This window comes from Erwinia sp. MYb416, assembly GCF_037479575.1.
In the GTDB taxonomy this organism is placed as follows: Bacteria; Pseudomonadota; Gammaproteobacteria; order Enterobacterales; family Enterobacteriaceae; genus Erwinia; species Erwinia rhapontici.
In genome coordinates this window covers 332306-357528 of the sequence record NZ_JBBGYT010000439.1, presented here as the reverse complement: position 1 = coordinate 357528, position 25223 = coordinate 332306, and the positions used below count along the sequence as shown (strand labels likewise).

The following is a 25223-nucleotide window of genomic DNA, read 5'->3' as shown; positions in this document are numbered from 1 at the left end:
CCTGATTAAGGGTGGACTTACTTATGACGCTGACGCAGGTTCTCAATTACCGTTGACAGGTTCAGCTCCTGATCCTGCAACAGGACCAGCAGGTGATAGATCAGGTCAGAGGCTTCATTGGTCAGCTCGTAGCGGTCGTTGACGGTCGCTGCCAGTGCCACTTCCACGCCTTCCTCACCGACTTTTTGTGCAATGCGCTTCGTACCGCTGGCATAGAGACTGGCGGTATAGGAACTTTTCGGGTCAGCGTGTTTACGCTCGGCCAGGATCTGCTCCAGCTGATAGAGGAAGGTCCAGTCTGTTGCCGCCGGTGAGAAGCAGCTTGTGGTGCCACGATGGCAGGTTGGGCCGACCGGGTGGACCAGCACCAGCAGCGTATCGTTATCGCAGTCTGGCGTGATGCTGACCACATTCAGAAAGTGCTCAGAGGATTCACCTTTGGTCCACAGGCGCTGTTTGGTGCGTGACCAGAAGGTCACTTTGCCAATCTCCAGCGTCTTCGCCAGTGCTTCCTGATTCATATACCCATGCATCAGCACTTCACCAGACACCGCGTGCTGGACGATAGCGGGCATCATGCCGTCGGTTTTCACCCAGTCAAGCTGGGACAGTTGTTGTTCTGTTAACACGCGCGAATCTCCACACCTTTTTCAATCAGGTAGCTTTTCAGCTCACCGATATTAATAATCTGTTTATGGAACACTGAAGCTGCCAGTGCGCCGTCAACGTCAGCATCGCGGAAGGCCTCATGGAAATGCTCCATGGTGCCCGCGCCGCCGGAAGCAATCAGCGGTACTTTACAGCGTGCACGTACTTTTTGCAGTTGTACCAGGTCGTAACCATTGCGCACGCCATCCTGGTTCATCATGTTCAGCACAATCTCACCCGCACCACGCTTCTGCACTTCTTCCACCCAGTCGAGGGTTTCCCACGTGGTGACTTTGGTCCGGCTTTCATCGCCGGTGTACTGATTCACATGGTACTTGCCGCTTTCGCTGTCAAACCAGGTATCGATGCCCACCACAATGCACTGCACGCCAAAGCGATCGGCCAGGCGGGTGATAAGGGAAGGATCGGCAAGCGCCGGGGAATTAATCGAAATCTTATCCGCGCCGAACGAGAGCAGCAGGGCGGCATCTTCAACCGACTTAATGCCCCCAGCCACGCAGAAAGGAATATCAATCACTTCTGCCACGCGTGAGATCCAGCTTTTATCCACCACACGGCCATCACTGGATGCGGTGATATCATAAAACACCAGTTCGTCGGCCCCTTCCTGCGCATAGCGCTGCGCCAGCGGCACGATATCGCCGATGATTTCGTGGTTGCGGAACTGCACGCCTTTCACGACCTGGCCGTCACGTACGTCCAGGCAAGGGATTATCCGTTTTGCCAGCATGAAATAGCCTCCGATGCGGTGAATTTATCTTCCAGCAGAGCGCGACCCACGATCACGCCCCGAGCGCCACAGCCGCGCAGGGCGGCAATATCGTCCAGAGAGCCGATGCCGCCGGAGGACTGGAAAGCAATGCTCGGGTAGCGGGCAGACACTTCGCGATACAGTTCAACGTTAGAGCCACTGAGTGTGCCATCGCGTGAAATATCCGTGCACAGCACGTGTTTCAGGCCGAAAGGCAAAAACTGCTCAATCACTTCTTCCAGCGTGATGCCGCTGGCTTCCTGCCAGCCGCTGATCGCCACTTCTTTACGGTTACTGGCATCAATGCGTACGTCCAGCGCCAGCACAATCGCTTCCGCGCCGTATTGTTTAAACCACTGCTGCACTTCTTCCGGCTGTTTCACCGCCGTAGACCCCACCACTACGCGTGTGGCACCCGCCTTTAACAGTGCGTCCACATCCTCTTTAGTGCGGATACCACCGCCCACCTGGACCGGAACGGTGACGCCTGCCAGCAGTTTGGTCAGCAGGGGGATCTGACGTGCGGCCGGATCTTTTGCGCCGGTCAGATCGACCAGATGCAGCACCTGCGCACCCTGTGCTTCATAATCCTGTAAGCGCGGCAGCGGGTCGCTGCCGTAGTCGCGTTGCTGGCCGTAATCGCCCTGATGCAGACGCACCACCTTGCCATCAATTAAATCTAATGCCGGGATAATCATGCCGGTTACATCTCCAGGAAGTTTTTCAGCAGCTGCGCGCCAGCGGCACCGGAACGCTCCGGGTGGAACTGCACGCCAAAGAAATTATCTTTCTGCACGGCGGCGGTAAAGGCTTCGCCATAATTGCACTGGGCAATGGTGTATTCATTGACCGGCATGGCGTAGCCGTGCACGAAGTAGAAATAGGCACCGTCTTCAATACCGCGAAACAGGTGGTTACCCGCTTGCGAGGTGATCTGATTCCATCCCATATGTGGCAGCGGCAGGCCGTGATCTTTCATGCGCTGCACAGGCTGGTCGATGATATTCAGCGTGGGTACGCCGCCGCTCTCGTCGCTACCGCTGCCCAGCAGTTGCATACCGAGGCAGATACCCAGTACCGGTTGGGTACAGGCTTTAATCAGCGCGATCAGTTCGCGTTCACGCAGCTGATCCATCGCGGCCTGGGCGGTGCCCACGCCGGGCAGAAACAGTTTGTCGGCGTTCAGCACGATATCCGCTTCTTTACTGACTACCGGACCATAGCCAAGACGCTGTACCGCCCACTTAACGGAGGACAGGTTGGCGCAGCCGGTATCGAGGATCACCACATCCATCACAGCACTCCTTTCGAACTTGGCAGGGTATTTCCCTCCACGCGGATCGCCTGACGCAGCGTGCGGCCGAAGGCTTTAAACAAGCTTTCAACGCGGTGATGGTCATTTTTGCCTTTGGTGCGCAGGTGCAGGGTGCTGGCCATAGTGTAAGAGAGTGAGCTGAAGAAGTGTTCCACCATCTCGGTGCTCAGATCGCCAACGCGCTGATAGCTGAACTCCGCTTTATATTCGAGGTGCGGACGACCGGAGATATCCAGTGCGCAGCGTGCCAGGCATTCGTCCATTGGCAGCACGAAACCGAAACGACCGATGCCACGTTTGTCACCCAGCGCTTTCAGCAGGGCTTCACCCAGCGCCAGCCCGGTATCTTCCACGGTGTGGTGATCGTCAATATAGAGATCGCCTTTCACGTCGATGTTCATGCGGAAGCCGCCGTGGGTAGAGATCTGATCGAGCATATGGTCAAAGAAACCCACGCCGGTATTAATTTTGCTGTCGCCTTCGCGATCCAGCCACACTTCGACTTTAATCTGCGTCTCTTTGGTGTTGCGTTGCACCAGCGCATAACGGTCACGCTTCGTCAGCTGCTGTTCAATCGCGTTCCAGTTCAGGTCTTTGCTGTACAGCAGACCGGTGATGCCCATGTTCTGCGCCAGCTGCACGTCAGTTGCACGGTCACCAATCACATAGCTGTTGGCGATATCCAGTGCGCCTTCCGCCAGCCAGGCTTCCACCATTTTTGTTTTTGGCTTACGGCAGTCGCAGTGATCTTCCGGCTTATGTGGGCAAATCAGAATGTCGCTAAAGTTCACGCCCTGCGAACGGAGGATTTGCATCATCAGATTATGCGGACCGTCGAAATCGTCCTGCGGGAAGCTGCTGGTCCCCAGGCCATCCTGATTGGTGATCATCACCAGCTGATAGCCCGCTTTCTGTAACGACAGCAGGGCAGGGATGACGTCAGGCTCGAAGGCCAGTTTATCCATGCGGTCTACCTGAAAATCTTCTGGCGGCTCAGAAATGAGGGTGCCATCGCGATCGATAAAAAGGACTTTCTGACTCATGCTTGCTCCTGAGATACGGATGAACCGGGTAATAATGTTAGTGCGGCCACTGCGCGTTCACACTCTTCGCGGGTGCCAATAGAGATGCGCAGACAGCCCGCCAGACCAGGCTGTTTGTTCTGATCGCGCAAAATAATGCCCTGATCCCACAAGGTCTTAAATACCTGACTTGAGGCGGAGAAGCGCGCCAGAATATAGTTGGTATCGCTCTCAAACACCTGCTCAACGCAGTCTAACGTACGCAGATCGGCAATCAGCTTTTCCCGGGTGGCGACCAGCTCGCTCACATGCTGGCGCATCAGTGCAATGCCCTGCTCGCTCAGTGCCTGACCCGCAATATCCGCCACAGGCGTAGAGAGCGGGTAAGGGGCGATCACTTTCATCAGCAGCGCAATGACATCGGCGTTGGCGAGAGTGAAACCACAGCGCAGCCCTGCCAGCGCAAACGCTTTAGACAGCGTACGCAGCACCACCAGGTGCGGGTAATCCTTCAGCCAGCCAGCGAGTGAGGCTGAAGGGCAGAACTCAATATAGGCTTCGTCGGCGACGACCAGCGCTTTGCCACGCGTCATCTCCAGCAGCTGGCGAATATCATCCGGGTTAATCAGATTTCCGGTCGGGTTGTTCGGGCTGCACACATACACCAGTTTCACATTGTCTAACTGGTCAGCGATGGCGGGCAAGTTCAGCTGCCAGTCTTCGCGTGCTTCTACCGTGCGGTATTCAATGCCGATGGTTTCAGCGCTGACGCTGTACATGCCGTAGGTTGGCGGGCAGAACAACACCGCGTCTTTACCCGGTTCACAAAAGGCGCGCATTAACAGTTCGATGCCTTCATCAGCACCGCGGCTCACCAGCACCTGCTCCGGCGTCAGTCCCGCATAGGCCGCGTAACGCTCAATTACTAACTTAGGCTGACATTCCGGGTAGCGATTCAGGGTCTGCTGGCTGAGCTCAAACGGCACCGCCAGCGGGTATTCATTGGCGTTCAGCCAGACATCACCGTTGCCCCCCAGACGGCGTGCCGACTGGTAGGGCGTCAGGGCGCGCACATTAGCACGGGCCAGATCTTCAATCTTGCTGCTCATGGCTTCTCCTTCAGTGCGGCTACGCGCAGGGTCACGGCATTTTTGTGGGCAGTCAGTTGCTCGGCAGCGGCGAGAGTTTCAATGGTGGCCGCCAGCCCCATAAAGCCCTGCTTTGTCAGTTCCTGCACGGTCATACGCTTCTGGAAATCCGCCAGCCCCAGGCTGGAGCAGGTGGCGGTATAACCGTAGGTTGGCAGGACGTGGTTGGTTCCCGAGGCATAGTCACCGGCGGATTCCGGTGACCAGTCACCGAGAAACACGGAGCCGGCACTGGTGATGCTGTCGACCAGGTCGCGTGCCTGGCGTGTCTGAATGATCAGGTGCTCAGGCCCGTAACGGTTGCTGACTTCAACGCACTGTTGCAGATCGCGCATCACAATCAGGCGACTGCTTTCCAGGGCTTTTGCGGCCGGGGCCGCACGAGGCAGTTCAGCGAGCTGGCGTTCAACGGCTTCGGCGACCGCCACGGCCATGGTTTGCGAAGGCGTCAGCAGGATCACCTGCGAATCCGGGCCGTGTTCCGCCTGTGACAGCAGATCAGAGGCCACGAAGTCCGGCGTGGCCCCTTCATCGGCAATCACCAGCACTTCAGACGGGCCAGCAGGCATATCAATCGCCGCGCCGTCCATGCGCTGGCTCACCTGACGTTTGGCCTCGGTGACATACGCATTGCCTGGACCAAAAATTTTATCCACCTTAGGCACGGATTCTGTCCCGAAGGCGAGGGCGGCAATCGCCTGCGCCCCGCCAACCTGGAACACTTCCTGCACGCCACACAGCCTTGCAGCATAAAGGATTTCATCGGCAATCGGGGGTGGAGAGCAGAGCGCCACTCGGCCACAGCCTGCGATACGCGCCGGGGTAGCCAGCATCAGTACCGTGGAGAACAGCGGAGCCGTGCCACCCGGAATATAGAGGCCGACTGACGCTATCGGGCGCGTGACCTGCTGGCAGCGCACGCCGGGTTGTGTTTCGATATCCACCGGCGGCAGCTGCTGCGCCTGATGGAAGGTATCAATATTGGCGACCGCAACAGCCATCGCCTGCTTGATCTCATCACCCAATCGCGCACAGGCATCGGTGATCTGCTGTTCGCTGACGCGCAGTGCATCAACCTGAGTTTTATCGAAGGTGGCGCTGTAATAACGCAACGCATCGTCACCTTCACTCGAAACCTTGTCGAGAATGCCGCGCACGGTGGCACTGATGCTGTCAGAGGCGCCAAGCGCCGGGCGAAGCAGCAGGGCCTGCTGCTGTTTGGCACTGCAATCCTGCCAGGCAATGGGGGTCATCAGGGTCGCCATCGAATTACTCCATCATCTTCTCAATGGGCAGTACCAGAATGGAACTGGCACCCAGGGCTTTCAGTTTTTCCATCGTTTCCCAGAACAGGGTTTCAGTGCTGACCATGTGCATCGCTACGCGGCTCTTATCACCGGCCAGCGGCAGCAGGGTTGGGCGCTCAGCACCCGGTAGCAGGGCGATGATATCGTCCAGGCGTTCGCTCGGTGCGTGCAGCATGATGTATTTGGATTCACGCGCCTGAATCACACCCTGGATACGGGTCATCAGTTTGTCGATCAGCTCCTGTTTGGCGGCAGGCATCTCGCCATCGCGCTGGATCAGGCAGGCTTTAGAGCGGTAGATCACTTCCACTTCACGCAGGCCGTTGGCTTCCAGCGTGGCGCCGGTCGAGACCAGGTCGCAGATCGCATCGGCCAGGCCGGCGCGCGGGGCGACTTCGACGGAACCGTTCAGCAGGCAGGATTTGAAGTTGACGCCCTGCTTGTCCAGGTACTTTTTCAGCAAGTGCGGATAAGAGGTGGCAATGCGGGTGTTTTGTAAACACTGTGGACCGGTATATTCGTCATCAACGGACATCGCCAGTGACAGGCGACAGCCACCGAAGTCGAGGCGGCGCAGCGTGAAGTAACGGGGATCTTCGCCCTGAGCACGGCGGGTCAGCAGCTCTTCCTCCAGCACGTTCTCACCGATAATCCCCAGATCGACCACGCCATCCATCACCAGGCCCGGAATATCGTCATCGCGCACCCGCAGAATATCAATCGGCATGTTTTCGGCGAAGGCGATCAGGCGCTGCTGCTGGAGGTTGATTTTAATACCGCAGCGCGCGAGCAATTCGCGTGATTCATCGCTTAAACGGCCAGATTTCTGCATAGCTATGCGTAAACGGGTGTTATCTAACATGGGTTCTTATCCTTTTCCTGTCTGTATGGTGTATCCGCGTTCTTCTGATCTCAGGGCATAAAAAAAGCCCCCGGAAGGCGATCTTCCGGGGGCTGAGTTTGCGTTCTGCACCACTGGAAGATCCTGATCGTCTTCCAGCACACATCGCCTGAAAGACTAGTCAGGGTGATGGTGATGATGGTGATTGAACTGAACGCGTGTCATAAAATTCTCTTGGATGAATGGATATTCATTACGTGACAAATAACCTAACGAGAATGGACGCGTGGCGCAACACTTTTTTGTAAATGTTGAAAAATTCTCTTATCAACTGTCGGTTGTCACTGACTGAGCGCTGGCGTAGCCTGATAAGATAGCGGTCTGCACGATCGGCATTAACAACAGGAGTTGAGGGATGAAACGAGTCGCAATTGTCGGCCTGGGATGGTTAGGTATGCCACTGGCCATGTCGCTGGCGGGCGCGGGCTGGCAGGTCACCGGCACCAAAACCACGCCTGATGGCGTTAATGCTGCGCGAGGAAGCGGCATTGACTGTTATCTTCTTGAATTGACACCGGAACTGAACTGCGATGCAGACGATCTTGAGGCGCTACTCAGCGTGGATGCGCTGGTGGTGACACTACCGGCCAGCCGGACGGCGGCCGGGGGCGAAAATTATCTGCTGTCTGTACAGCAACTGGTAGACAGTGCGCTGGCGTTTAACGTGCCACGGATTATCTTTACCAGTTCAACCTCGGTTTACGGCGATCATAGCGGTATCACTAAAGAGAGCAGCGAGCTGGACCCGGTCAGCGTGGCCGGACAGACGCTACAGACGCTGGAGAACTGGCTGCATAATCTGCCGAACACCTCAGTGGATATCTTACGTCTTGCCGGACTGGTTGGCCCACATCGCCATCCCGGACGTTTTCTCGCCGGAAAAACCGATATCGCCAATGGTAACCAGGGGGTCAACCTTGTGCACCTGGACGATGTGATTGCGGCGATTAGCCTGCTGTTGCAGACGCCGAAAGGCGGGCATATCTATAATCTCAGTGCCCCGCAGCACCCGGCGCGTAATCAGTTTTACCCGCAGGTTGCGCGGCAGTTAGGGCTGACGCCGCCAACCTTCCTGGCGGACCATGATAAAAACAGTGGCAAGCTGATCGATGGCAGTAAAATCTGTCGCGAGCTGGGGTTCGAGTACCGTTATCCCGATCCTGCCAGGATGCCATTGTCATAATCAACAAGGGGTTGTCGCAGTGGGGGACCCTTTTTCCGGTCGCCCCGTGCTGATGCCGGGCCCGGTTACACGCCCAGTCGGTCTCGTAATGCATACCACGCCGCACCAATGGCGGTTAACGGCACGCGAAGGCGACGACCGCCAGGGAAGGGCAGGTGCGGTAGTCGGGCAAACGCATCGAAGCGCTCGGCATCTCCGCGCATTGCCTCAGCAATTAACTTTCCAGCCAGATGGGTGCAGGTCACCCCGTGTCCGCTGTCACCCTGCATGTAGTAAACGCCGTTCTCCAGGCGCCCAAACTGTGGCATCCGTGACAGGGTCAGCAGGAAATTACCGCTCCACGCATAGTCAAACTTCACGCCAGCCAGCTGCGGGAAGGTCTTCAGTAGTTTCGGGCGGATAAGAGCATCGATATCACCTGGATCGCGCGCCCCGTAGATCACGCCGCCCCCGTACAACAGGCGGTTATCCGCTGTCAGGCGGAAGTAATCCAGCAGATAGTTACAGTCCTCCACGCAGCGATGGTTGGGCAGCAGCGACAGGGCCTGATCCGCGGACAGGGGTTCGGTGGCAATAATTTGCGAACCACAGGGCAGGCTTTTTTTCGCCAGCCGCGGTTCAAGATGCGGCGCGAGATAGGCATTACCGGCAAAGATGACAAAACGTGCGCTGACCTCACCGCGCCCGGTACGCACCCGATGCGGGGTGCCATATTGTACGGCGGTCACGGCAGAGTTTTCATAAATACGCCCGCCGTGGCGGCGGATGGCCTCGGCCTCACCCAACGCCAGATTCAGCGGGTGAATATGGCCGCCACGTTTATCCAGCAGCCCGCCGATATAGCGTTCAGTGCCCACTTCTCGTCGGATGCCACTCTGGTCCAGCAGTTCGACGTCGTGATTGCCATAGCGCTGCCATAGCTGGTGTTGCGATGTCAGATGCTGCATCTGGCGGTTATTCAACGCGGCGAAAATACTGCCCGGACGATAATCACAGCGAATCGCATAGCGATCGATGCGATCGCGAATGATCGTTGCTCCTTCAAACATCATGCTGCCGAGCAGACGTGCCGTCTCTTTGCCGTAACGTTGTTCAATAACATCAACATCACGGCTGTAAGAGTTAACCACCTGGCCGCCATTGCGCCCGCTGGCACCGAAGCCCACCCGGGCCGCCTCCAGCAGTACGACATCGTAGCCCGCCTCGGTAAGGAACAGAGCAGACGACAGCCCGGTAAAGCCCCCGCCAATGATGCAGACATCGCACTGGATATCCCCTTCCAGCACTGGCCAGGGATCATGTGGGTTTGTGGTGGCGGCATAATAGCTGTTGATATGTTCCATACCTTCTCCCTTAATCACTGGCTCAGAGGCGACCGGAAACAGCATCGCCTCTGGCCGTCAGAATGTGGCCGGAGTATGTGCACTGATAATACGGCAGGGCCGCGTGGATGAATTGGTAAAGCTGTGCGGTTTGCCGGTATCGATCACATAGCTCTGCCCGGCGTGAAGTGCGTAGTGCTGGCCGCTGATCGTCAGGATGATTTCGCCTTCCAGCAGCGTGCCGGTCTCTTCTCCCTGATGGCGGATTTTTTCGCCGGTGGTGGCACCGGGTTCGTAGGTTTCCAGCAGCATTGCCAGCGTACGCTGAGGATTGCCGTTGTGGATCAGACGCAGCGATACGCCCTGACTGCCGATATCGATCAGCTCATGGGCATCGATCACCACCTTTGGCGGTTCATCCTGCACTTTTTCGGCAAAAAACTCGGACAGCGACAGGCCGTATACCTTGAGAAGTTTTTGCAGCGTGCTGACGGCCGGGCTGACTTTATCCTGTTCAATCGTACTGATGGCGCTGTGCGTCAGCCCGGAAAGCTCCGCCACGCGACGCTGGGACAATCCCATCTGTTGCCGGATTTCGGATAAACGCCGTCCGGGCGCCAGCGTGGTTTCACTCATTGCTGTGCGTCCTTTTTTGATGCCACGCAGGCGGCGAGGAAGCCCTCAAACAGCTGACGTGAAAGCGCCGAGCTGTCGCTGTGCCATTCAGGATGCCACTGGACCGCCAGGGCAAACGGGTGCTGGCGATGGCTGACAGCCTCGATCAGCCCGTCTCCGGCACGCGCCTCAATGCGCAAGGCATCACCCGGCGAACGAATACCCTGCTGGTGCAGGGAGTTGACCCAAAATTTTTCACAATGATTCACCAGCGGTGCCAGCAAGCCTCCCGGTTCCACCCAGACTTCATGCGCCGGGGCATATTGCTGGTCCAGTGACAGTTCCTCGTCCTCACGATGCTCCTGAAGGCCCTCAACCTGATGTAACCGACGGTGCAGCGTACCGCCGGTGGCCACCACCAGCTCCTGTAAGCCGCGACAAATCGCCAGCAACGGCATCTGGTGGTCCAGTGCATAGCGGATCAGGGCAAAGGAGAGCGTATCGCGGCCGGGATCGGCGAGAACTTCTTTGCCGCTCTCGCCGTAGTGGTGGGGTTCAATATTGCTGGGGCTGCCGGTCAGCAGAATGCCATCCAGAACGGCCATTGCATTCTCTAACCGCTGAGGAGCGGCCATCAGTCCGTGGGGCAGGGCGAGCGGGATACCGCCTTGAGAGAAGATGGCATCGAGGTATTTGTTATGCACCATCTGCGTCGGGTGGCCGCCAATATCGGTTTGGCACATCACCACGCCAATCAACGGCTTGTCAAAAATAATGCCCATCAATCCCTCCTCATGCTGGTCAATATATCAACCATTCGAGCCAGAAATGGCCGAAATCTGTGCAATATATTTTCAATCTAGCAATCAGGTGCTTAATATTCAAACGCAATAAGCGCAAATATAAAGCGGATAGTTACATTTGCACACTTTTTGTGTTGGCGCTATGTTAAGAGGGTGGCTGTTATTTTGAGCAGTATTCAACAACCTGAAAAGGTGATGCGATGACCAATATTGTCGAAGTTGAAGACTTCACGCGGCACAGTGAAGAAAAACGAACCAGCGCGTTCCAGAATGAAGTGAAAGCTTATCTGGAACGCCATCCTGAAACGCAGTATGCCGATATTCTTCTTAATGATTTAAATGGGGTGTTTCGCGGTAAACGTATCCCCATCGCCAGTCTGACAAAACTTGATAAGGGTTGCTACTTCCCGGCATCGGTCTTCGCCATGGATATTCTGGGCAATACCGTTGAAGAGGCTGGACTCGGCCAGGCGCTGGGCGAACCCGATAACCTTTGCATGCCGGTTGAAGGCACCTTAACCCCCTCTGCGGCGGACCCGCACCATCTGGCACAGGTTCTGCTGACTATGTGTAATCAAGATGGCACTCCCTTTGACGTTGAACCCCGAAACGTACTCAATCACCTCTGGCAGCGACTGCGCAATCGAGGTTTGTTTCCGGTGGTAGCGGTAGAGCTGGAGTTCTATCTGGTCGACAAGCAGCGTGACGCGGAAGGCGATATTCAGCCACCGTGTGCGCCGGGCAGCGACGAACGCAGCATGCAGAGCCAGGTCTATTCTGTCGATAATCTTGACCGTTTCTCAGCGGTACTGGGTGATATCGATTCCCTGGCGCATTTACAAGGGATACCGGCTGACGGTGCGCTGGCGGAAGCATCGCCGGGGCAGTTTGAAATCAACTTGCATCACACCCGCCATGTGCTCAATGCCTGCGATCATGCTGTACAGCTAAAACGCCTGGTGCGCCAGGTTGCCGAGCAGCACGGGATGAATGCCACCTTTATGGCAAAACCTTACGAGGCCTATGCGGGCAGTGGCATGCACGTGCATATCAGCATGCTGGATGCGGCCGATCATAATGCTTTTGCCAATGACGATGGCAGCGATTCGCCGCTGCTGAAGCGCGCGCTGGCGGGCATGATTGACCTGATGCCTGCATCAATGGCGCTGCTGGCCCCAAATGTGAACGCTTATCGCCGTTTTCTGCCGGAGGCGTTCGTTCCGCTTCAGGCATCGTGGGGCCATAACAACCGCACCGTGGCCCTGCGCATCCCCTGTGGCGATCAGCAAAACCATCGCGTGGAATATCGTGTCGCCGGGGCGGACGCTAATCCTTATCTGGTGATGGCGGCCATTCTGGCAGGCATATTACATGGGCTGGACAATCAATTACCTTTACCTCCTGCGGTCAAAGGTAACGGACACGAAGCGGAAGGGAACCCGCTGCCGATCCGCCAAAGCGATGCGCTGAATGCCTTTGAGCAAAGCCATCAGATACAGGCATTATTGGGCACGCGTTTTGGTTTTGTCTGGCATCAGTGTAAGCACCATGAACTGATGCAGTTTGAACGGTTGATCACCACCACGGAGATTGACTGGATGCTGAAAAATGCCTGAAAATCCCTGTACCGGGTGTGACTGTCACGCCCGGCTTACTCTCTTTGTTTCAATAAATTGTAACTGAAACTCTTAGGGGCTTGTCATTGCGCCTTACTTTGGTGCAGAATGTGCGCCCTGCAAAATGATACCTGTAAACCGACGCTTAATTTCCTGGCGGCGGTATTTTTTTATCTGTCGGTCAGCAGGCAACACTACTTTCGCATTTTAAAGAGGCCGGTCCAGAACCGGATAGATATTCGCTTTTAAATACACTTTGACGTGTTTTATCGAGGAAACAAACATGGGGCTTCACCATCTTACTCCAGCGTCTGCTGGGATCCGCCAGCGCGATGACTACGGCGCCACAGCAGGTGATACCTTCACGCCTGCCTGTTCTTCCCAGTATCCTCTTTCGAAAAGCTATCGCACGACGCATAGCTCCCCTGTGGTTCAACCCAGAACGGTTGATTCTGTGGGGAGGCTAAATCATGTCGTTTGATACGCACACTCCAGCCGCCCAGCCGCGTGCAAAACTGAAAAAAACGCTGACGTTACTGCCTGTTGTGATGATGGGTCTGGCTTATATGCAGCCAATGACTTTATTTGATACGTTTGGCATTGTTTCTGGCCTGACAGATGGCCACGTCGCGACCGCGTACGCCTTTGCGCTGATTGCTATTCTGTTTACCGCACTGAGCTACGGCCAGTTGGTTCGTCGTTTCCCGTCTGCGGGATCGGCCTATACCTATGCGCAGAAAGCGATCAGCCCGCACGTCGGCTTTATGGTCGGCTGGTCTTCGCTACTTGATTATCTGTTTATGCCGATGATCAATATCCTGCTGGCGAAAATATACTGGGAAGCACTGGTCCCTGGCATTCCATCGTGGATCTTTGTGATCCTGCTGGTGGGCTTTATGACCCTCTCCAACCTCAAAGGTATTAAAACCGTTGCCAACTTTAACAGCGTGATTGTCGTGCTGCAGGTGGTGGTGATGGTGGCGATCATGGCGATGGTTGTCTGGGGTGTGGCGCACGGTGAAGGCGCAGGCACGCTGGTCAGCAGCAAACCGTTCTGGTCAGAAAACGCCAATGTGGTGCCGATGATCACTGGCGCGACGATACTCTGTTTCTCCTTCCTTGGCTTTGACGGTATTAGTTCACTGTCGGAAGAGACCAAAGATGCAGAGCGTGTTATCCCGAAAGCGATCTTCCTCACCGCGCTGATCGGCGGCGTCATCTTTATTGTGGTGTCGTATTTCCTGCAGCTGTACTTCCCGGATATCTCGCGCTTTAAAGATCCGGACGCGTCGCAGCCGGAAATTATGCTGTATGTGGCAGGTAAAGCCTTCCAGTTCGGTATCCTGATCTTCTCCTGCGTGACGGTACTGGCTTCTGGTATGGCGGCGCATGCGGGCGTGTCACGTCTGATGTATGTGATGGGCCGTGATGGGGTATTCCCGGTGCGTTTCTTCGGTTATATCCATCCGAAATGGCGTACGCCGGCACTGAACGTGCTGCTGGTGGGGGTGATCGCACTCTCTTCAATCACCTTCGATCTGGTGACGGCAACGGCGCTGATTAACTTTGGGGCGCTGGTGGCGTTTACCTTCGTTAACCTGTCGGTGATTTCTCAGTTCTGGATCCGTGAGAAGCGTAACAAGACCTTGAAAGATAACTTCAAGTTCCTTGTATTGCCGCTGATGGGGGCACTGACCGTGGGGGCTCTGTGGGTGAATCTGGAAGAGAGCTCCATGGTGCTGGGCCTGGTCTGGGCCGCGATTGGTCTGCTGTATCTGGCCTTTGTCACCCGCAGCTTCCGTAATCCGGTGCCGCAGTGCAGTGAAGATTTGATGTAAACCCTCGTGGGTGCATCATTATCTGTGAGGGCGGACCGCTGTTGGGTCCGCCCTTTTCATATCAGGACACCAGTTCCCGCGCGTACTCAAACAGCGCTTTCAGCTGATCCAGCTTCGCCTGCTCCCCTTCATACTGATTAAACAGCATTTCCAGTTCCTGAACATAGTTCTGCACTCGCTCAGGATGCAGCACCTCGCGACGATGCTGCAGCCAGCGTTTCTGCTCGGCGTCATCCAGCGTGCCAGGGAAGTTACGTGCGCGATAGCGGAACAGCAGTTTCTCAATGCGTGCATCATTGAACGCTAAATCCAGCGCCGGAAGATTCTCCGGCACGGTCTGACGAATGATATTCATCGCATTGCGGTCAGCATCGCTAAAGAAACCGTTATAAATCTGGGCATCCACATCTTCGGAGGCTTTGAACGGTTCGGCATCGGCATACAGCGCTACTACTTTCTCGCGTACCTCAGGGTGTTGACGCAGCAGGGTGAGGTTATCCAGGCAGCGCTGACGGTCAATCCCAATGCGTTCCGCATCTTCCGGACGAAGGGTATTCGCCGGGGCAACTACCGGGCACTTGTTAATATGTACCAGTTTCAGCGGTACCGGGGCAACATCACCCAGCTCACTGCGCGGGGTATACAACCGCTCACGCAGTTCATCGGCGCTCAGGGTGAGTAGGGGGGTCATATCACCACCCAGATCGCAGGTGATTAGGGCATTGCGATTATCGGGATGCCAGGCCAGCGGGGCAATCCAGCTGGTGTTACCGCGAGCCGCGCCAAACATGCCGGAAATATGCACCAGCGGTTTCATCTGCGGAATATCAACCAGCGCGCTGATTTTTTGCTTATTACGGTGGCTGAACAGGAAGTCATACAGGCGTGGCTGCTTCTCCTTGACCAGTTTTGCCATCGCAATGGTGGCATAAACATCCGACATCGCATCGTGGGCGTTTTCATGGGCAACACCGTTGGCTTTGGTCAGGTGTTCAAGGCGGAAGCTGGGGAAGCCGTCCTCGTTTTCAGGCCATTCGATACCTTCCGGGCGCAGGGCATAGCAGGCACGCATCACATCCAGCAGGTCCCAGCGGCTGTTGCCGTACTGCCAGCTCCAGGCGTAGGGATCGTAAAAGTTACGATAGAACAGATTGCGGCTGACTTCATCGTCAAAGCGCACATTGTTATAGCCCACCACACAGGTGTTGGGTTCGCTGAACAACTGATGAATACGGCGGGTAAATTCCGCTTCACTGACACCGCGAGCACGCGCAATTTGCGGCGTGATGCCGGTGATCATCACGGCTTCCGGCTGTGGCAGATAGTCATCCGCAGGCTGACAGTAAAATACCTCGGGCTCGCCCAGGATGTTGAAATCCATATCGGTACGGATGCCCGCGAACTGCGCAGGGCGGTCCAGCGAGGGGCTTTTACCGAAGGTTTCGTAATCGTGGAAAAGGAAGGTGGGTTGGTTGGCTTTGTCTTTCACTGTTTCGCTGTCCACTTCTGTTTGTTAACTTTCTAAAAACGCAGTGCCTGATCCTTGATGTGAACCTTCCCGCATTGGCTTATGTCCCATAGTAAACCATATCCAGACAGGCATGAAGTGGCAGGGCGTCCATTGCCGCTGTGCAAATCGGCTTTTCACAGAGTATATTTTTAATTCCCTGATTTATTCATATTTTCTTGCAATTTAGTCACGCAAAGACATCACGGATCCCGTACAATATGCGCAGTTTTTTATTGTGTCTATGTTGAGGATTGAGCGTTGAAAAAGCATCAGCTTGCAAGTTTCTGTGTGGTTATGGCCCTGAGTACCGCCGTCTGTGCCGAAGGCCAGCCTGCCGGGGATGCACTGGCATTCCCGATGACCGCTCCGGCGATTGATGCCGCCTCCTGGGTGCTGATGGATGCCACCACCGGACAAATCCTCACTTCCGGGAATCCGGACGAACGCCGCAACCCGGCCAGCCTCACCAAGCTGATGACCGGCTATGTGGTGGATCGCGCCATTGATAAAAAGCGCATCACCCGTGACGACATGGTGACCGTGGGTAACGATGCCTGGGGAGCCGGTAACCCGGTATTTAAAGGATCGTCACTAATGTTCATTAAACCGGGAGAGAAAATCTCAGTACGCGACCTCAGCCGGGGTGTGATTATTGATTCCGGTAACGATGCCTGTGTTGCACTGGCTGACTATGTGGCCGGCAGTCAGGCGAATTTCGTCACCATGATGAATCAGTACGTGGATAAACTGGGGCTGAGCAATACCCACTTTGAAACTGTGCATGGACTGGATGCACCAGGGCAGTTCACCACGGCACGCGATCTGGCCACGCTATCGCGCGCCATCATTAGCGGTGAGCAGGACTTCTACCAGATGTACAGTGAGAAATCGCTCACCTGGAATGGCATTACTCAGCAGAACCGCAACGGCCTGCTGTGGGATAAAACACTGCATGTTGATGGGCTGAAAACCGGTCATACCGAAAGCGCGGGTTTCAATATTATCGCCTCCAGTGTTGACGGGCAGCGCCGCCTGATTGCCGTGATCATGGGCGGAAAAAGTTCTAAAGGGCGGGAAGAGCAGGCGCGTAAACTGCTGACCTGGGGCCAGAGCCAGTTCGATACCATCCAGCTGTTCCACGCCGGCAAAGAGATTGGCCATGAAAACGTCTGGTACGGTAACCCGCACCGCGTTTCTCTGGGCAGCGAGAAAGATGTATTCCTGGCACTGCCGCGTGATCAAGTGCAGAAAGTGAAAGCCCGGTATGTGATTGACCGCAAAGACCTGGAAGCCCCGATTAAACTGCATGAACAGGTGGGCACTATCCAACTGGTCGAAGGGGACAAAACGCTGGCCAGCTACCCGCTGGTGGCGTTGCAACCGATTGAGCAGGCGGGGCTTATCACCCGCATCAGCGACTACATCAAACAGAAGTTATAATCTCACTCTGTGCGGGCCGGGCATAAAGATATGACCCGGCCATCCCTCCACTCTGTGCAGCGCCTCACAAATCATTTCTCTTCAACGAAAGATGCCTGGTAAAAATCGCTTTTAATGGTTATTTATACAGTAGTTAATTCATTGAGGAGAGAACCATGCAGGTCGATATTAAGCATCTTGAGGCGAAAAATGTAGCCGCCTTTCGTCTGGTCGGTCCCTGGCAGGACACCGCGCCGCAAGGCTTTGCCCGTTTGAGCGAATGGGTGGAACGTCATCAGTTGGCAGGAGACTGGCTGGCGATCTATTACGATAACCCCGAGATCGTCCCCCCCGAACAGTTGCGTATTGATACCGGTATCAGTGTGCCTGATGGCTACGTTTTGCCGCTGGGCAGTGAAGGGGTTGAACTGCGTTCTCTTCCCGGTGGCACCTATGGCGTGGCGAAAGTCACCGTCAACGACGGCGATTTTTCAACCCCCTGGCTGGCCTTTTACGACGAGTGGTTGCCGAACAGTGGCTATCAGCGTGCAGAAGGGCCCTGTTTTGATCACTATCTGAATGACGGATCGCAAAGCGGTATTTGGGAGTTCCTGATCTGCGTTCCGCTGGTTAAACGCAGCCTTTAGCACACTCTGTTTTGTTGTCGAAATGTGAATGACATCCGCAAGAAGAAAATGGCCGATTAACGGGTTGTATCAGTGCGGTAATCTCAGTGTTTTCTGCTGCTTAATGCAGTGAAATGAGCGAGAAAACGGGGGAAAACATCCCTCGTTCGCCTGTTACCTGAGCCTGCTTCAGGTATGATGTCCCGCTGATTCTTTCTTCTTTCGGAGCTACCTTTGCGACCGGACAAGCCGCTGTCGGCCTTTGAGTTCAGCCTGTACCGTAATTACCGCATCGTCCACGGTGTGCGTATCGCTCTGGCATTTATCCTGACGTTCCTGCTGGTGCGCATAATGGAGATCCCGGAAGGCAGCTGGCCGCTTATCACGCTGGTGGTGGTGATGGGGCCGATCTCCTCGTGGGGCAACGTCTTCCCCCGTGCGGTTCAGCGTATTGGCGGTACCATCTTTGGTTCAATCTCCGGGCTGATTGCGCTCAAACTGGAACTGATCTCTATGCCGGTCATGCTGGTGTGGTGTGCGGCGGTGATGTTTATCAGTGGTTTTCTGACGCTGGGTAAGCACCCTTATATGGCGTTGCTGATCGGCATCACTCTGGCCGTGATCTGTGGCGGCATTCCGGGCGATATGACCACCGCGCTGTGGCGTGGGGGAGATGTGATCCTCGGTTCGCTGCTGGCGCTACTGTTTACCAGTATCTATCCGCAGAAAGCCTATACTCACTGGCGCATTCAGCTTTCCGATTTGCTGCTGGAGACCGCGCGGGTGTATCACGCTGGCTTTTCCTCCAACCTCGTCGAGAAGCCGCGTCTGTCACGCCCGTTACAGCGTCTGTTAACTAACGTGATTAAAATGCGTGCGTTGATCGAACCCTCCAGCAAGGAAACACGTACGCCGCGTTCGGTGTTTGAAGGTATCCAGACGCTGAACCGTAATCTGGTTTGCACGCTGGAACTCCAGCTCAATGCCTGGTGGGCTTCCCGTCAGAGTCATCTGATTATGCTCAACGCGCCGGCGCTGCGGCGTACCCAGCAAATGACCGAAAATACCCTGCGAGCACTGTCAAAGGTGATTGTCGAAGGGGATACCGGGAAAATTGCCGCCAACAGCGAAGAGCTGGCGGAAATCACCCGGGAACTGCGGCAGCTGATTGCCGAGTCAGACAGCGACGAACTGGTGGAAACGCCTATTCACGGTTATGTCTGGCTCAGTCTGGAAATGGCCAGTCAGTTGGAAAGACTGACCGAACTTATCCGACTCGCGTTGCGAAAATAGAATGATTCAGCAACAACTTACTGCGAGCTGACTCGGTTCAGGGTAAGATGGGGACAGCGCAGTTCTGTAAGTTTAAAATTGCCATCGGCAGCGGCCCGCCGTTAAGCTGATAGCCACGACAATGATGCCTGTTTGCACAGGCCCAAATGAAAGGTGTCTTCATGGAAAATGCAAAGCAATCATTTCAGGACGTACTGGAGTTCGTGCGTATGTTCCGTCGTAAGAACAAGCTGCAACGTGAAATTCACGATAATGAAAAGAAAATCCGTGATAACCAGAAGCGTGTGCTGTTGCTCGATAACCTCGGTGAGTACATCAAGCCAGGGATGAGCGTCGAAGCCATTCAGGAAATTATCGCCAGCATGCGTAGCGACTACGAAGATCGCGTTGATGACTACATCATCAAAAATGCCGACCTGTCGAAAGAACGTCGCGATCTGTCGAAAAAATTGAAATCACTGGGCGAACCAAAAGCGTAATAGCCTGTGGTGACATCAGTGAATAGAGTGAGCCGGGCAGAGATGCCCGGCTTTTTTTATGGTACGTCATTATCCAACTGTTGTGCCAGACGGCGTAACTCCTCTGCCACCGGATGAGGCGTACGCTGCGCGTAACGGGGGGCAGCAGTGCTGGCTCGCACCACGAGGGACGTTGCAAACGGGGGTAATCCTGTTTCACTGCCGGGCTGCTCCAGTTGGCGGGTCAGCCACTGTACGCTGTGTTCGCCCAACTGACGCATATCCTGACGCACCGTGGTTAACGGTGGCTGATACCAGGCACTGTCTGCCGTATCATCATAACCGACCACCGACATCTCTGCGGGCACAGCTACGCCCATCTGATGCAGTGCCTGCATTGCGCCCAGTGCCATCTGATCGTTAGCGACCAACAGAGCAGAGGGCATCTCCTGCCCGGCCAGTTGCATCACAGCCTTAAATCCTGATTGAGCACTCCAGTCGCCCTCTAACTGGTTGCAGGGTGCCAGCTGATGCTCTTGCAAGACCTCAATCCAGACCGCGCGGCGTGCGCGTGCCGCGACCGAATCTGCCGGGCCGTTAAGCAGGGCAATATGGCGGTGCCCCAGTTGCAGCAGATGTTCTGCACCCTGACGTGCACCGGTATGCGCGCTGAAGGTGCAGGCGGCAACATCGGCATCTTCCGCCACATCTAAGAACAGGCAGGGCAGGGAGGCTGCCATGCGTTCAATCTGTTGCGCGGCCTGCGCCTCAAGCGGCACATTGATAAGCAGCGCATCGACTCGCTGGGATAACAGATCGCTGACCGCCTGCTGCGCGCCGCCGCTGCCCGCCATCGCGATCACCAGATGATAACCCAGCTGGCTGGTACGCTGCTGGATCGCCGAGGCAATCTGTGCCGGTGCCAGCAGCGCGAGATCGCTGGTGGCAAGGCCGAGTGTACGGGTATTTTTCCCCGCCAGCTGCTGCGCCACCCGGTTAGGCACATAATTCAGCGCCTGCATCGCCGCTTCCACCCGCATACGGGTCTGCTCTGCCACCTGGCTCGAATGATTCAGCACCCGGGAGACGGTCTGATAAGACACACCGGCAGCACTGGCGACGTCTTCCAGCGTTACGGAACGGGCTCTCATAGTTCACTCCTGTTTTTGAATCCGCAGTGTAGCAATAAAACGCAGCCGCATCTTTCGCTCTGCACCCTCCTTTCACACTGCCTTATGGTTTAGCCCGTGTTTAATTAAAATTGATGTCGCAGAATATAATGGTCGCCGAACTGACCTCATTTTTGACAGACAATAAGGATATAACATGTCTGAACACACGTTATCCCGGGATCGGGTGATCCACACACTTCCGCTGACCGGCTGGAATCAACCACAGCACGATAGCAATGCTCTCGAGTCACTTGAGCAGGGCAATGTCCTGTTTATGCCTCACCTGACCTTTACGCTGCTGCCGGAAGAGCTGGCTTTATTGACGCCAGCGCTGGTGGACCCCAAACGTAAAAATATCAGCTTTAATCCGCAAAAAAGTCAGGTGCGGGGCATTGCGCAGCAGGATAAAGCTCCTGAGGTGACCGCGTTACTGTCGCGCTATTATCAGCATTGCCTGCAACTGCTCGACGCGCTGCTGCCGGAGTACCGCCACGCGGTGCACTCCCCGTCAAATACTCTGCGCCTGCATCCGGTCACCGCCTGGCGTGATGCCAGTTCCTGGCGTAAAGATGACAGTCGCCTGCATGTGGATGCGTTCCCTTCACGTCCCATCCAGGGCGAGCGTATTCTGCGTATTTTCACCAATATTAATCCGCATGGTGAAAGCCGTGAGTGGCGTGTGGGCGAACCTTTTCCGGTGCTGGCACAGCGATTTATGTCACATTTGAAAGGGTATTCCCCGCTGGGAAGCTGGCTACAGCATCGCCTGGGCATGACCAAATCCCGACGCACCGGATACGACCATATGATGCTCAGACTGCATGATGCGATGAAAGCGGACAGGCATTATCAGGAGCAGGGGCCACAGGTAGCGCTGACGCTGCCGCCGGGCAGCAGTTGGGTCTGTTTTGCTGACCAGACGCCCCACGCGGCAATGAGCGGCCAGTTTATGCTGGAGCAGACCTTTTTACTGCCGATTTCCGGAATGAAAAACCCGCAAAATGCGCCGCTGTCGGTGCTGGAAAAACTGTTGCAGCAACCGCTGTTGTAACGTTAAAGAGATGCCTCATGCAGGCATCTCTTTGTTTCTGCAATTTGAAACATAAAAAGACTTTGCATAATGTCATGTCTTTTACCATCATCTGGTTAGCGTATATTTCTTTCCCAGAGAAAAGCGGAAACAATCTTGCAAAACCTTCGTGTTTCATTGCAGCAAGCGATACAACGTACGGACTGGTATCCTAAAAGACGTTCCTTCCGCGTACTCTTCTGGCGTGAAATCACCCCGTTAGCGGTGCCGATCTTTTTTGAGAATTTATGCGTCTTGCTGATGGGGGTGCTGAGTACTTTCCTGGTCAGCTGGCTGGGCAAAGAGGCGATGGCCGGGGTCGGGCTGGCCGACAGTTTTAATATTGTCGTGATCTCCTTTTTCGCCGCTATCGACCTCGGCACAACGGTGGTGGTGGCGTTCAGCCTCGGTAAGCTGAACCGGGAACGAGCGGTGGCCGCCGCGCGTCAGTCGCTGATCATCATGACGATTTTTGCCGTTCTGCTGGCGCTGGCGATCGAGTTTGTTGGCCCGCAGATCATCGATCTGATTGCGGGTAAAGCAGAGCCGGAAGTCAAAGCGTTGGCGCTCTCCTACCTGCAAGTCACCGCCTGGAGTTACCCGGCGGCAGCCATCGCCCTGATTGGCTGCGGGGCGTTACGTGGTGCCGGAAACACCAAAATCCCGATGTTGATCAACGGCGGGATGAACATCCTCAATATCATCATCAGTAGTGTACTGATCTACGGCTGTTTCTCCTGGCATGGGCTGGGGTTTGTCGGGGCCGGTCTGGGACTGACGATCTCGCGCTATATCGGTGCGGCAGCGGTGATTTACGTGCTGGTGATAGGTTTTGTTCCGGCGTTGAAAATTTCACTAAGAAGCTATTTCACCCGTCTGAATATGAGTATTCTGCGCGAAGTGCTCGGCATTGGCGTTCCGGCCAGCATTGAATCGGTTCTGTTTAACGGCGGCAAGCTGTTAACCCAGATTTTTGTCGCCGGAATGGGGACCGATGTCATCGCCGGTAACTTTATCGCCTTCTCCATTGTGTCACTGATTAACCTGCCAGGTAATGCGCTTGGCTCCGCGTCGACCATCATTGTCGGTACCCGTCTGGGGCGCGGTCAACTGGGCCAGCCGGAGCGCCTGCTGCGCTTTATTTTCGGGCTGTCGAGTATTGGTCTGTGCCTGCTGGCGCTGCTGACGGTGCCTTTTGCCGGGCTGCTGGCACAGTTTTACACCCAGGACCCGGAAGTTATCCATGTGGTGAAAATGCTGGTCTGGCTCAATGCGGCGTTTATGCCGTTCTGGGCGGCATCATGGGTGCTGCCCGCGGGATTGAAAGGGGCACGCGATGCGCGTTACACCATGTGGGTGTCTCTGTTGAGCATGTGGGGCGGACGTATCGTGGCTGGATACCTGCTGGGCATTGTGCTGGGCTTCGGCGTCGTGGGGATCTGGCTGGGCATGGTGCTGGACTGGATGATCCGTGGGGGGTTCTTCTACCATCGAATGAACAGCGGCCGCTGGTTGTGGAAGTATCGCCCACAGCCAGAGCAATAATAGCGCACAAATTGCCTCTTTTTTTACGCATTATGAGGTCAGTCTATGTTGCGCTTAAGATATATCATAGATATATTTTACCTCGAATGAGAATGATTCCTGATTTCATATCCTAATGAGGACAAGCACGTTGACTGACTCTCCTAAAGCAAACCGTGCGCCACAGCGCGTACGTAATGAACTGCGTTTCCGCCAGCTGACGGTCACCGCGAAAACCAACGTGGCCGACAGTTTCTGGCGTATCGAATTTAGCGGTGAAGATCTCGCGGGCTTTATCTCTCCGGGCTTCGATGACCACATCAAAGTTTTTTTCCCCGATGCCAGCAGCGGTACGCTACATCTACCGGAAGTGACCGAAGACGGCGTGGTGTGGAAAGAGGGCGCACGGCCCGTTTCCCGCGACTACACACCGCTGTTCTTTGATGGCGTAGCCAAAACGCTGACCCTCGATTTCTATATTCATGACGGCGGCGTGGCCAGTGACTGGGCCGCCCAGGCACAGCCCGGTGATGCCTTAGCGATTGGCGGGCCGCGTGGTTCTCTGGTGGTGCCGGAAGACTATGCCTTCCAGCTGTATGTCTGCGATGAAAGCGGGTTGCCAGCATTTAAACGCCGTAAGGAAACCCTTCGCGGTCAGCGGCTCAGTCTGTTCGCCTATGTGGATGAGGTCGTCGGGCAGACCTATCTGGACGGTCTGAACGGCGTGGATGCAACCTGGGTCGGCAGCGGTGCCATGAAAACAGAGAATCTGGCTGCACTGATTGAGACATTCAACGGCATTCAGCTTCCGACAGAGGATTACTTTATCTGGCTGACCGGCGAAGCGGAGTTTGTGAAAAAGCTGAGTGATTACTTTATCGAACAGCGTGGCTGTGACGCGACCTTCGTGCGCGCCGTTGCTTACTGGCATCAGAAGTAACGTGAAAACGGAGCCGCCCGTGTGGCATCCCGATGGCGCAGCACGTGCCGGCCACCGCAGAAAACGTCGGGAAAAAATACTCGATGCCAGCGATATCCGGCTGCTTCTGCTGCATTTCCTCAGCCACAACGCCGCGCATGGTTATGAGTTAATCAAAGCCGTTGAGGAGCTGTCGAAAGGGGAGTACAGCCCCAGTCCGGGCATTATTTACCCCAATCTCCAGCTGCTGGAGGAGATGGAGTGCATCGCGGTAGTGGATGGTCAGGCGACACGTAAAGCCTATCGTCTGGAAGAGAAAGGGACCGAGCAGTTGCAGCAGCACGCTGCGGCACTGGTCAGCATCATTCAGCGACTGTCCACGCTGGCAGTGCTGGTGAACAACCGCAGTCTGCCGGATGTGGAACGTGCCATCCATAATATGAAAACGGCGCTCAATGTTCGCCTGTCGCAGGACGGGATCTCGCAGCAGTCGCTGTTCGCGATTATTGATGCGCTGGATGATGCAGCGAAAAAGATTGAACGTAGTTAGAATAATTGTGAGTGAATTGTGTAGAGAGTGAAAGTATTGCGCAAAGACTTCTTTATTTAATTTCGTGTCTTAACACTATTCTGCGTTAATATTTAACGCAGAATATAAACGTCTTATTCACCCCGATAACTTCTTGATTAAATATTTTATCCAACCTACTATCTCTCGCTTTTAAAATAATAACAATTAGCGG

Annotated in this window: 25 protein-coding genes and 1 other annotated feature; of the genes, 11 read left to right on the top strand and 14 right to left on the bottom strand. The window is 55.3% G+C overall.

The genetic code is table 11. The features are described from left to right. Positions 1-17: 17 nt before the first annotated feature. The 9 genes from hisIE to hisL form a co-directional block, all read right to left on the bottom strand. A complete protein-coding gene (hisIE, locus tag WH277_RS20485; RefSeq protein WP_339506692.1) occupies positions 18-629 on the bottom strand; it encodes a bifunctional phosphoribosyl-AMP cyclohydrolase/phosphoribosyl-ATP diphosphatase HisIE in 612 nt (203 codons plus the stop codon). Beyond that, positions 623-1399 (bottom strand): imidazole glycerol phosphate synthase subunit HisF, encoded by a 777-nt coding sequence (gene hisF, locus WH277_RS20480; RefSeq protein ID WP_133841551.1) that lies wholly within the window; start codon positions 1397-1399, stop codon positions 623-625. Before hisF ends, hisIE begins: the two co-directional genes overlap by 7 nt. Beyond that, a complete protein-coding gene (hisA, locus tag WH277_RS20475; RefSeq protein WP_159336341.1) occupies positions 1381-2118 on the bottom strand; it encodes a 1-(5-phosphoribosyl)-5-[(5-phosphoribosylamino)methylideneamino]imidazole-4-carboxamide isomerase in 738 nt (245 codons plus the stop codon). The genes hisF and hisA overlap by 19 nt, the downstream gene beginning before the upstream one ends. Positions 2119-2123: 5 nt before the next feature. Beyond that, positions 2124-2714 carry an imidazole glycerol phosphate synthase subunit HisH gene (gene hisH / locus WH277_RS20470; RefSeq protein ID WP_339506689.1) on the bottom strand — a complete coding sequence of 197 codons (591 nt, stop codon included), beginning with the start codon at positions 2712-2714 and terminating at the stop codon, positions 2124-2126. Continuing rightward, positions 2714-3778 (bottom strand): bifunctional histidinol-phosphatase/imidazoleglycerol-phosphate dehydratase HisB, encoded by a 1065-nt coding sequence (gene hisB, locus WH277_RS20465; protein WP_133841554.1) that lies wholly within the window; start codon positions 3776-3778, stop codon positions 2714-2716. The genes hisH and hisB overlap by 1 nt, the downstream gene beginning before the upstream one ends. Next, complete coding sequence (gene hisC, locus WH277_RS20460) at positions 3775-4866, bottom strand: histidinol-phosphate transaminase (RefSeq protein ID WP_167863649.1); 1092 nt, start codon at positions 4864-4866, stop codon at positions 3775-3777. The genes hisB and hisC overlap by 4 nt, the downstream gene beginning before the upstream one ends. Then, positions 4863-6170 carry a histidinol dehydrogenase gene (gene hisD, locus WH277_RS20455; protein WP_339506687.1) on the bottom strand — a complete coding sequence of 436 codons (1308 nt, stop codon included), beginning with the start codon at positions 6168-6170 and terminating at the stop codon, positions 4863-4865. Before hisD ends, hisC begins: the two co-directional genes overlap by 4 nt. 4 nt (positions 6171-6174) lie before the next feature. Then, entirely contained in the window at positions 6175-7074 is a 900-nt protein-coding gene (hisG, locus tag WH277_RS20450; RefSeq protein ID WP_133841557.1) for an ATP phosphoribosyltransferase, read from the bottom strand. 58 nt (positions 7075-7132) lie between these two features. Then, positions 7133-7255, bottom strand: a sequence feature (His leader region). After that, the gene (gene hisL / locus WH277_RS20445; protein ID WP_100396937.1) at positions 7231-7278 is read right to left on the bottom strand and encodes a his operon leader peptide; all 48 of its coding nucleotides are present in this window, start codon (positions 7276-7278) and stop codon (positions 7231-7233) included. (Overlaps the previous feature by 25 nt.) Positions 7279-7468: 190 nt before the next feature. On the opposite strand from hisL, the gene WH277_RS20440 reads away from it, so the two are divergent. Further along, positions 7469-8296, top strand: coding sequence for an SDR family oxidoreductase (locus WH277_RS20440; protein ID WP_133841558.1), 828 nt, complete (start codon positions 7469-7471; stop codon positions 8294-8296). A gap of 65 nt (positions 8297-8361) precedes the next feature. Here WH277_RS20440 and WH277_RS20435 read toward each other — a convergent pair whose 3' ends face one another. Genes WH277_RS20435 through puuD form a run of 3 tightly spaced genes read right to left on the bottom strand, consistent with a single transcriptional unit; the run spans position 8362 to position 11015 of the window. Further along, complete coding sequence (locus tag WH277_RS20435; protein WP_259151470.1) at positions 8362-9639, bottom strand: NAD(P)/FAD-dependent oxidoreductase; 1278 nt, start codon at positions 9637-9639, stop codon at positions 8362-8364. Positions 9640-9696: 57 nt separating this feature from the next. Further along, complete coding sequence (gene puuR, locus WH277_RS20430; protein WP_133841560.1) at positions 9697-10254, bottom strand: HTH-type transcriptional regulator PuuR; 558 nt, start codon at positions 10252-10254, stop codon at positions 9697-9699. After that, positions 10251-11015 (bottom strand): gamma-glutamyl-gamma-aminobutyrate hydrolase, encoded by a 765-nt coding sequence (puuD, locus tag WH277_RS20425; RefSeq protein WP_227534777.1) that lies wholly within the window; start codon positions 11013-11015, stop codon positions 10251-10253. The genes puuR and puuD overlap by 4 nt, the downstream gene beginning before the upstream one ends. A 221-nt stretch (positions 11016-11236) precedes the next feature. Between puuD and WH277_RS20420 the strand changes: the two genes are divergently transcribed. Together WH277_RS20420 and WH277_RS20415 are read left to right on the top strand one after the other, a co-directional pair. Then, positions 11237-12652: a glutamine synthetase family protein gene (locus WH277_RS20420; protein WP_339506683.1), complete on the top strand. Its 1416-nt coding sequence runs from the start codon at positions 11237-11239 to the stop codon at positions 12650-12652. 470 nt (positions 12653-13122) lie between these two features. Next, a complete protein-coding gene (locus WH277_RS20415) occupies positions 13123-14490 on the top strand; it encodes an APC family permease (protein ID WP_339506681.1) in 1368 nt (455 codons plus the stop codon). 61 nt (positions 14491-14551) lie between these two features. On the opposite strand, the gene sbcB is transcribed toward WH277_RS20415, so the two are convergent. Then, complete coding sequence (sbcB, locus tag WH277_RS20410) at positions 14552-15979, bottom strand: exodeoxyribonuclease I (protein ID WP_339507051.1); 1428 nt, start codon at positions 15977-15979, stop codon at positions 14552-14554. 315 nt (positions 15980-16294) lie between these two features. Here sbcB and dacD point away from each other — a divergent pair, with 315 nt between their 5' ends. From dacD to WH277_RS20390, 4 genes are all read left to right on the top strand, one after another. Next, positions 16295-17440 carry a serine-type D-Ala-D-Ala carboxypeptidase DacD gene (dacD, locus tag WH277_RS20405; RefSeq protein ID WP_159336695.1) on the top strand — a complete coding sequence of 382 codons (1146 nt, stop codon included), beginning with the start codon at positions 16295-16297 and terminating at the stop codon, positions 17438-17440. Positions 17441-17595: 155 nt separating this feature from the next. Next, positions 17596-18066 carry a DNA gyrase inhibitor SbmC gene (gene sbmC, locus WH277_RS20400; protein WP_339506679.1) on the top strand — a complete coding sequence of 157 codons (471 nt, stop codon included), beginning with the start codon at positions 17596-17598 and terminating at the stop codon, positions 18064-18066. A gap of 213 nt (positions 18067-18279) precedes the next feature. Next, a complete protein-coding gene (locus WH277_RS20395; protein ID WP_159336346.1) occupies positions 18280-19338 on the top strand; it encodes an FUSC family protein in 1059 nt (352 codons plus the stop codon). A gap of 161 nt (positions 19339-19499) precedes the next feature. Next, on the top strand, positions 19500-19817 hold the full coding sequence (locus WH277_RS20390; protein ID WP_133841570.1) for a DUF496 family protein: 318 nt from the start codon (positions 19500-19502) through the stop codon (positions 19815-19817). Positions 19818-19873: 56 nt separating this feature from the next. Here the strand turns inward: WH277_RS20390 and WH277_RS20385 are convergent, their stop codons facing one another. Continuing rightward, a complete protein-coding gene (locus WH277_RS20385; protein ID WP_133841571.1) occupies positions 19874-20947 on the bottom strand; it encodes a LacI family DNA-binding transcriptional regulator in 1074 nt (357 codons plus the stop codon). A 175-nt stretch (positions 20948-21122) separates the two neighbouring features. Here WH277_RS20385 and WH277_RS20380 point away from each other — a divergent pair, with 175 nt between their 5' ends. The 4 genes from WH277_RS20380 to WH277_RS20365 all read left to right on the top strand — a co-directional run bounded on the left by WH277_RS20380 (position 21123) and on the right by WH277_RS20365 (position 25030). After that, positions 21123-22019 carry a Kdo hydroxylase family protein gene (locus tag WH277_RS20380; RefSeq protein ID WP_133841572.1) on the top strand — a complete coding sequence of 299 codons (897 nt, stop codon included), beginning with the start codon at positions 21123-21125 and terminating at the stop codon, positions 22017-22019. A gap of 135 nt (positions 22020-22154) precedes the next feature. After that, entirely contained in the window at positions 22155-23582 is a 1428-nt protein-coding gene (locus tag WH277_RS20375) for an EmmdR/YeeO family multidrug/toxin efflux MATE transporter (protein ID WP_159336349.1), read from the top strand. Between the two features lie 115 nt (positions 23583-23697). Beyond that, positions 23698-24501: a siderophore-interacting protein gene (locus WH277_RS20370; RefSeq protein ID WP_171149142.1), complete on the top strand. Its 804-nt coding sequence runs from the start codon at positions 23698-23700 to the stop codon at positions 24499-24501. Position 24502: 1 nt separating this feature from the next. After that, entirely contained in the window at positions 24503-25030 is a 528-nt protein-coding gene (locus tag WH277_RS20365) for a PadR family transcriptional regulator (protein ID WP_242462119.1), read from the top strand. The last annotated feature ends 193 nt before the right edge of the window (positions 25031-25223 follow it).

What these genes read in the sequence shown, in the direction of transcription:
- hisF (WP_133841551.1), bottom strand. Translation starts at nt 1,399, where the DNA reads ATGCTGGCAAAACGGATAATCCCTTGCCTGGACGTACGTGACGGCCAG.
- hisA (WP_159336341.1), bottom strand. Translation starts at nt 2,118, where the DNA reads ATGATTATCCCGGCATTAGATTTAATTGATGGCAAGGTGGTGCGTCTG.
- hisH (WP_339506689.1), bottom strand. Translation starts at nt 2,714, where the DNA reads ATGGATGTGGTGATCCTCGATACCGGCTGCGCCAACCTGTCCTCCGTT.
- hisB (WP_133841554.1), bottom strand. Translation starts at nt 3,778, where the DNA reads ATGAGTCAGAAAGTCCTTTTTATCGATCGCGATGGCACCCTCATTTCT.
- hisC (WP_167863649.1), bottom strand. Translation starts at nt 4,866, where the DNA reads ATGAGCAGCAAGATTGAAGATCTGGCCCGTGCTAATGTGCGCGCCCTG.
- hisD (WP_339506687.1), bottom strand. Translation starts at nt 6,170, where the DNA reads ATGGCGACCCTGATGACCCCCATTGCCTGGCAGGATTGCAGTGCCAAA.
- hisG (WP_133841557.1), bottom strand. Translation starts at nt 7,074, where the DNA reads ATGTTAGATAACACCCGTTTACGCATAGCTATGCAGAAATCTGGCCGT.
- WH277_RS20440 (WP_133841558.1), top strand. Translation starts at nt 7,469, where the DNA reads ATGAAACGAGTCGCAATTGTCGGCCTGGGATGGTTAGGTATGCCACTG.
- WH277_RS20435 (WP_259151470.1), bottom strand. Translation starts at nt 9,639, where the DNA reads ATGGAACATATCAACAGCTATTATGCCGCCACCACAAACCCACATGAT.
- puuR (WP_133841560.1), bottom strand. Translation starts at nt 10,254, where the DNA reads ATGAGTGAAACCACGCTGGCGCCCGGACGGCGTTTATCCGAAATCCGG.
- puuD (WP_227534777.1), bottom strand. Translation starts at nt 11,015, where the DNA reads ATGGGCATTATTTTTGACAAGCCGTTGATTGGCGTGGTGATGTGCCAA.
- WH277_RS20420 (WP_339506683.1), top strand. Translation starts at nt 11,237, where the DNA reads ATGACCAATATTGTCGAAGTTGAAGACTTCACGCGGCACAGTGAAGAA.
- WH277_RS20415 (WP_339506681.1), top strand. Translation starts at nt 13,123, where the DNA reads ATGTCGTTTGATACGCACACTCCAGCCGCCCAGCCGCGTGCAAAACTG.
- dacD (WP_159336695.1), top strand. Translation starts at nt 16,295, where the DNA reads ATGGCCCTGAGTACCGCCGTCTGTGCCGAAGGCCAGCCTGCCGGGGAT.
- sbmC (WP_339506679.1), top strand. Translation starts at nt 17,596, where the DNA reads ATGCAGGTCGATATTAAGCATCTTGAGGCGAAAAATGTAGCCGCCTTT.
- WH277_RS20390 (WP_133841570.1), top strand. Translation starts at nt 19,500, where the DNA reads ATGGAAAATGCAAAGCAATCATTTCAGGACGTACTGGAGTTCGTGCGT.
- WH277_RS20385 (WP_133841571.1), bottom strand. Translation starts at nt 20,947, where the DNA reads ATGAGAGCCCGTTCCGTAACGCTGGAAGACGTCGCCAGTGCTGCCGGT.
- WH277_RS20380 (WP_133841572.1), top strand. Translation starts at nt 21,123, where the DNA reads ATGTCTGAACACACGTTATCCCGGGATCGGGTGATCCACACACTTCCG.
- WH277_RS20370 (WP_171149142.1), top strand. Translation starts at nt 23,698, where the DNA reads ATGAGGACAAGCACGTTGACTGACTCTCCTAAAGCAAACCGTGCGCCA.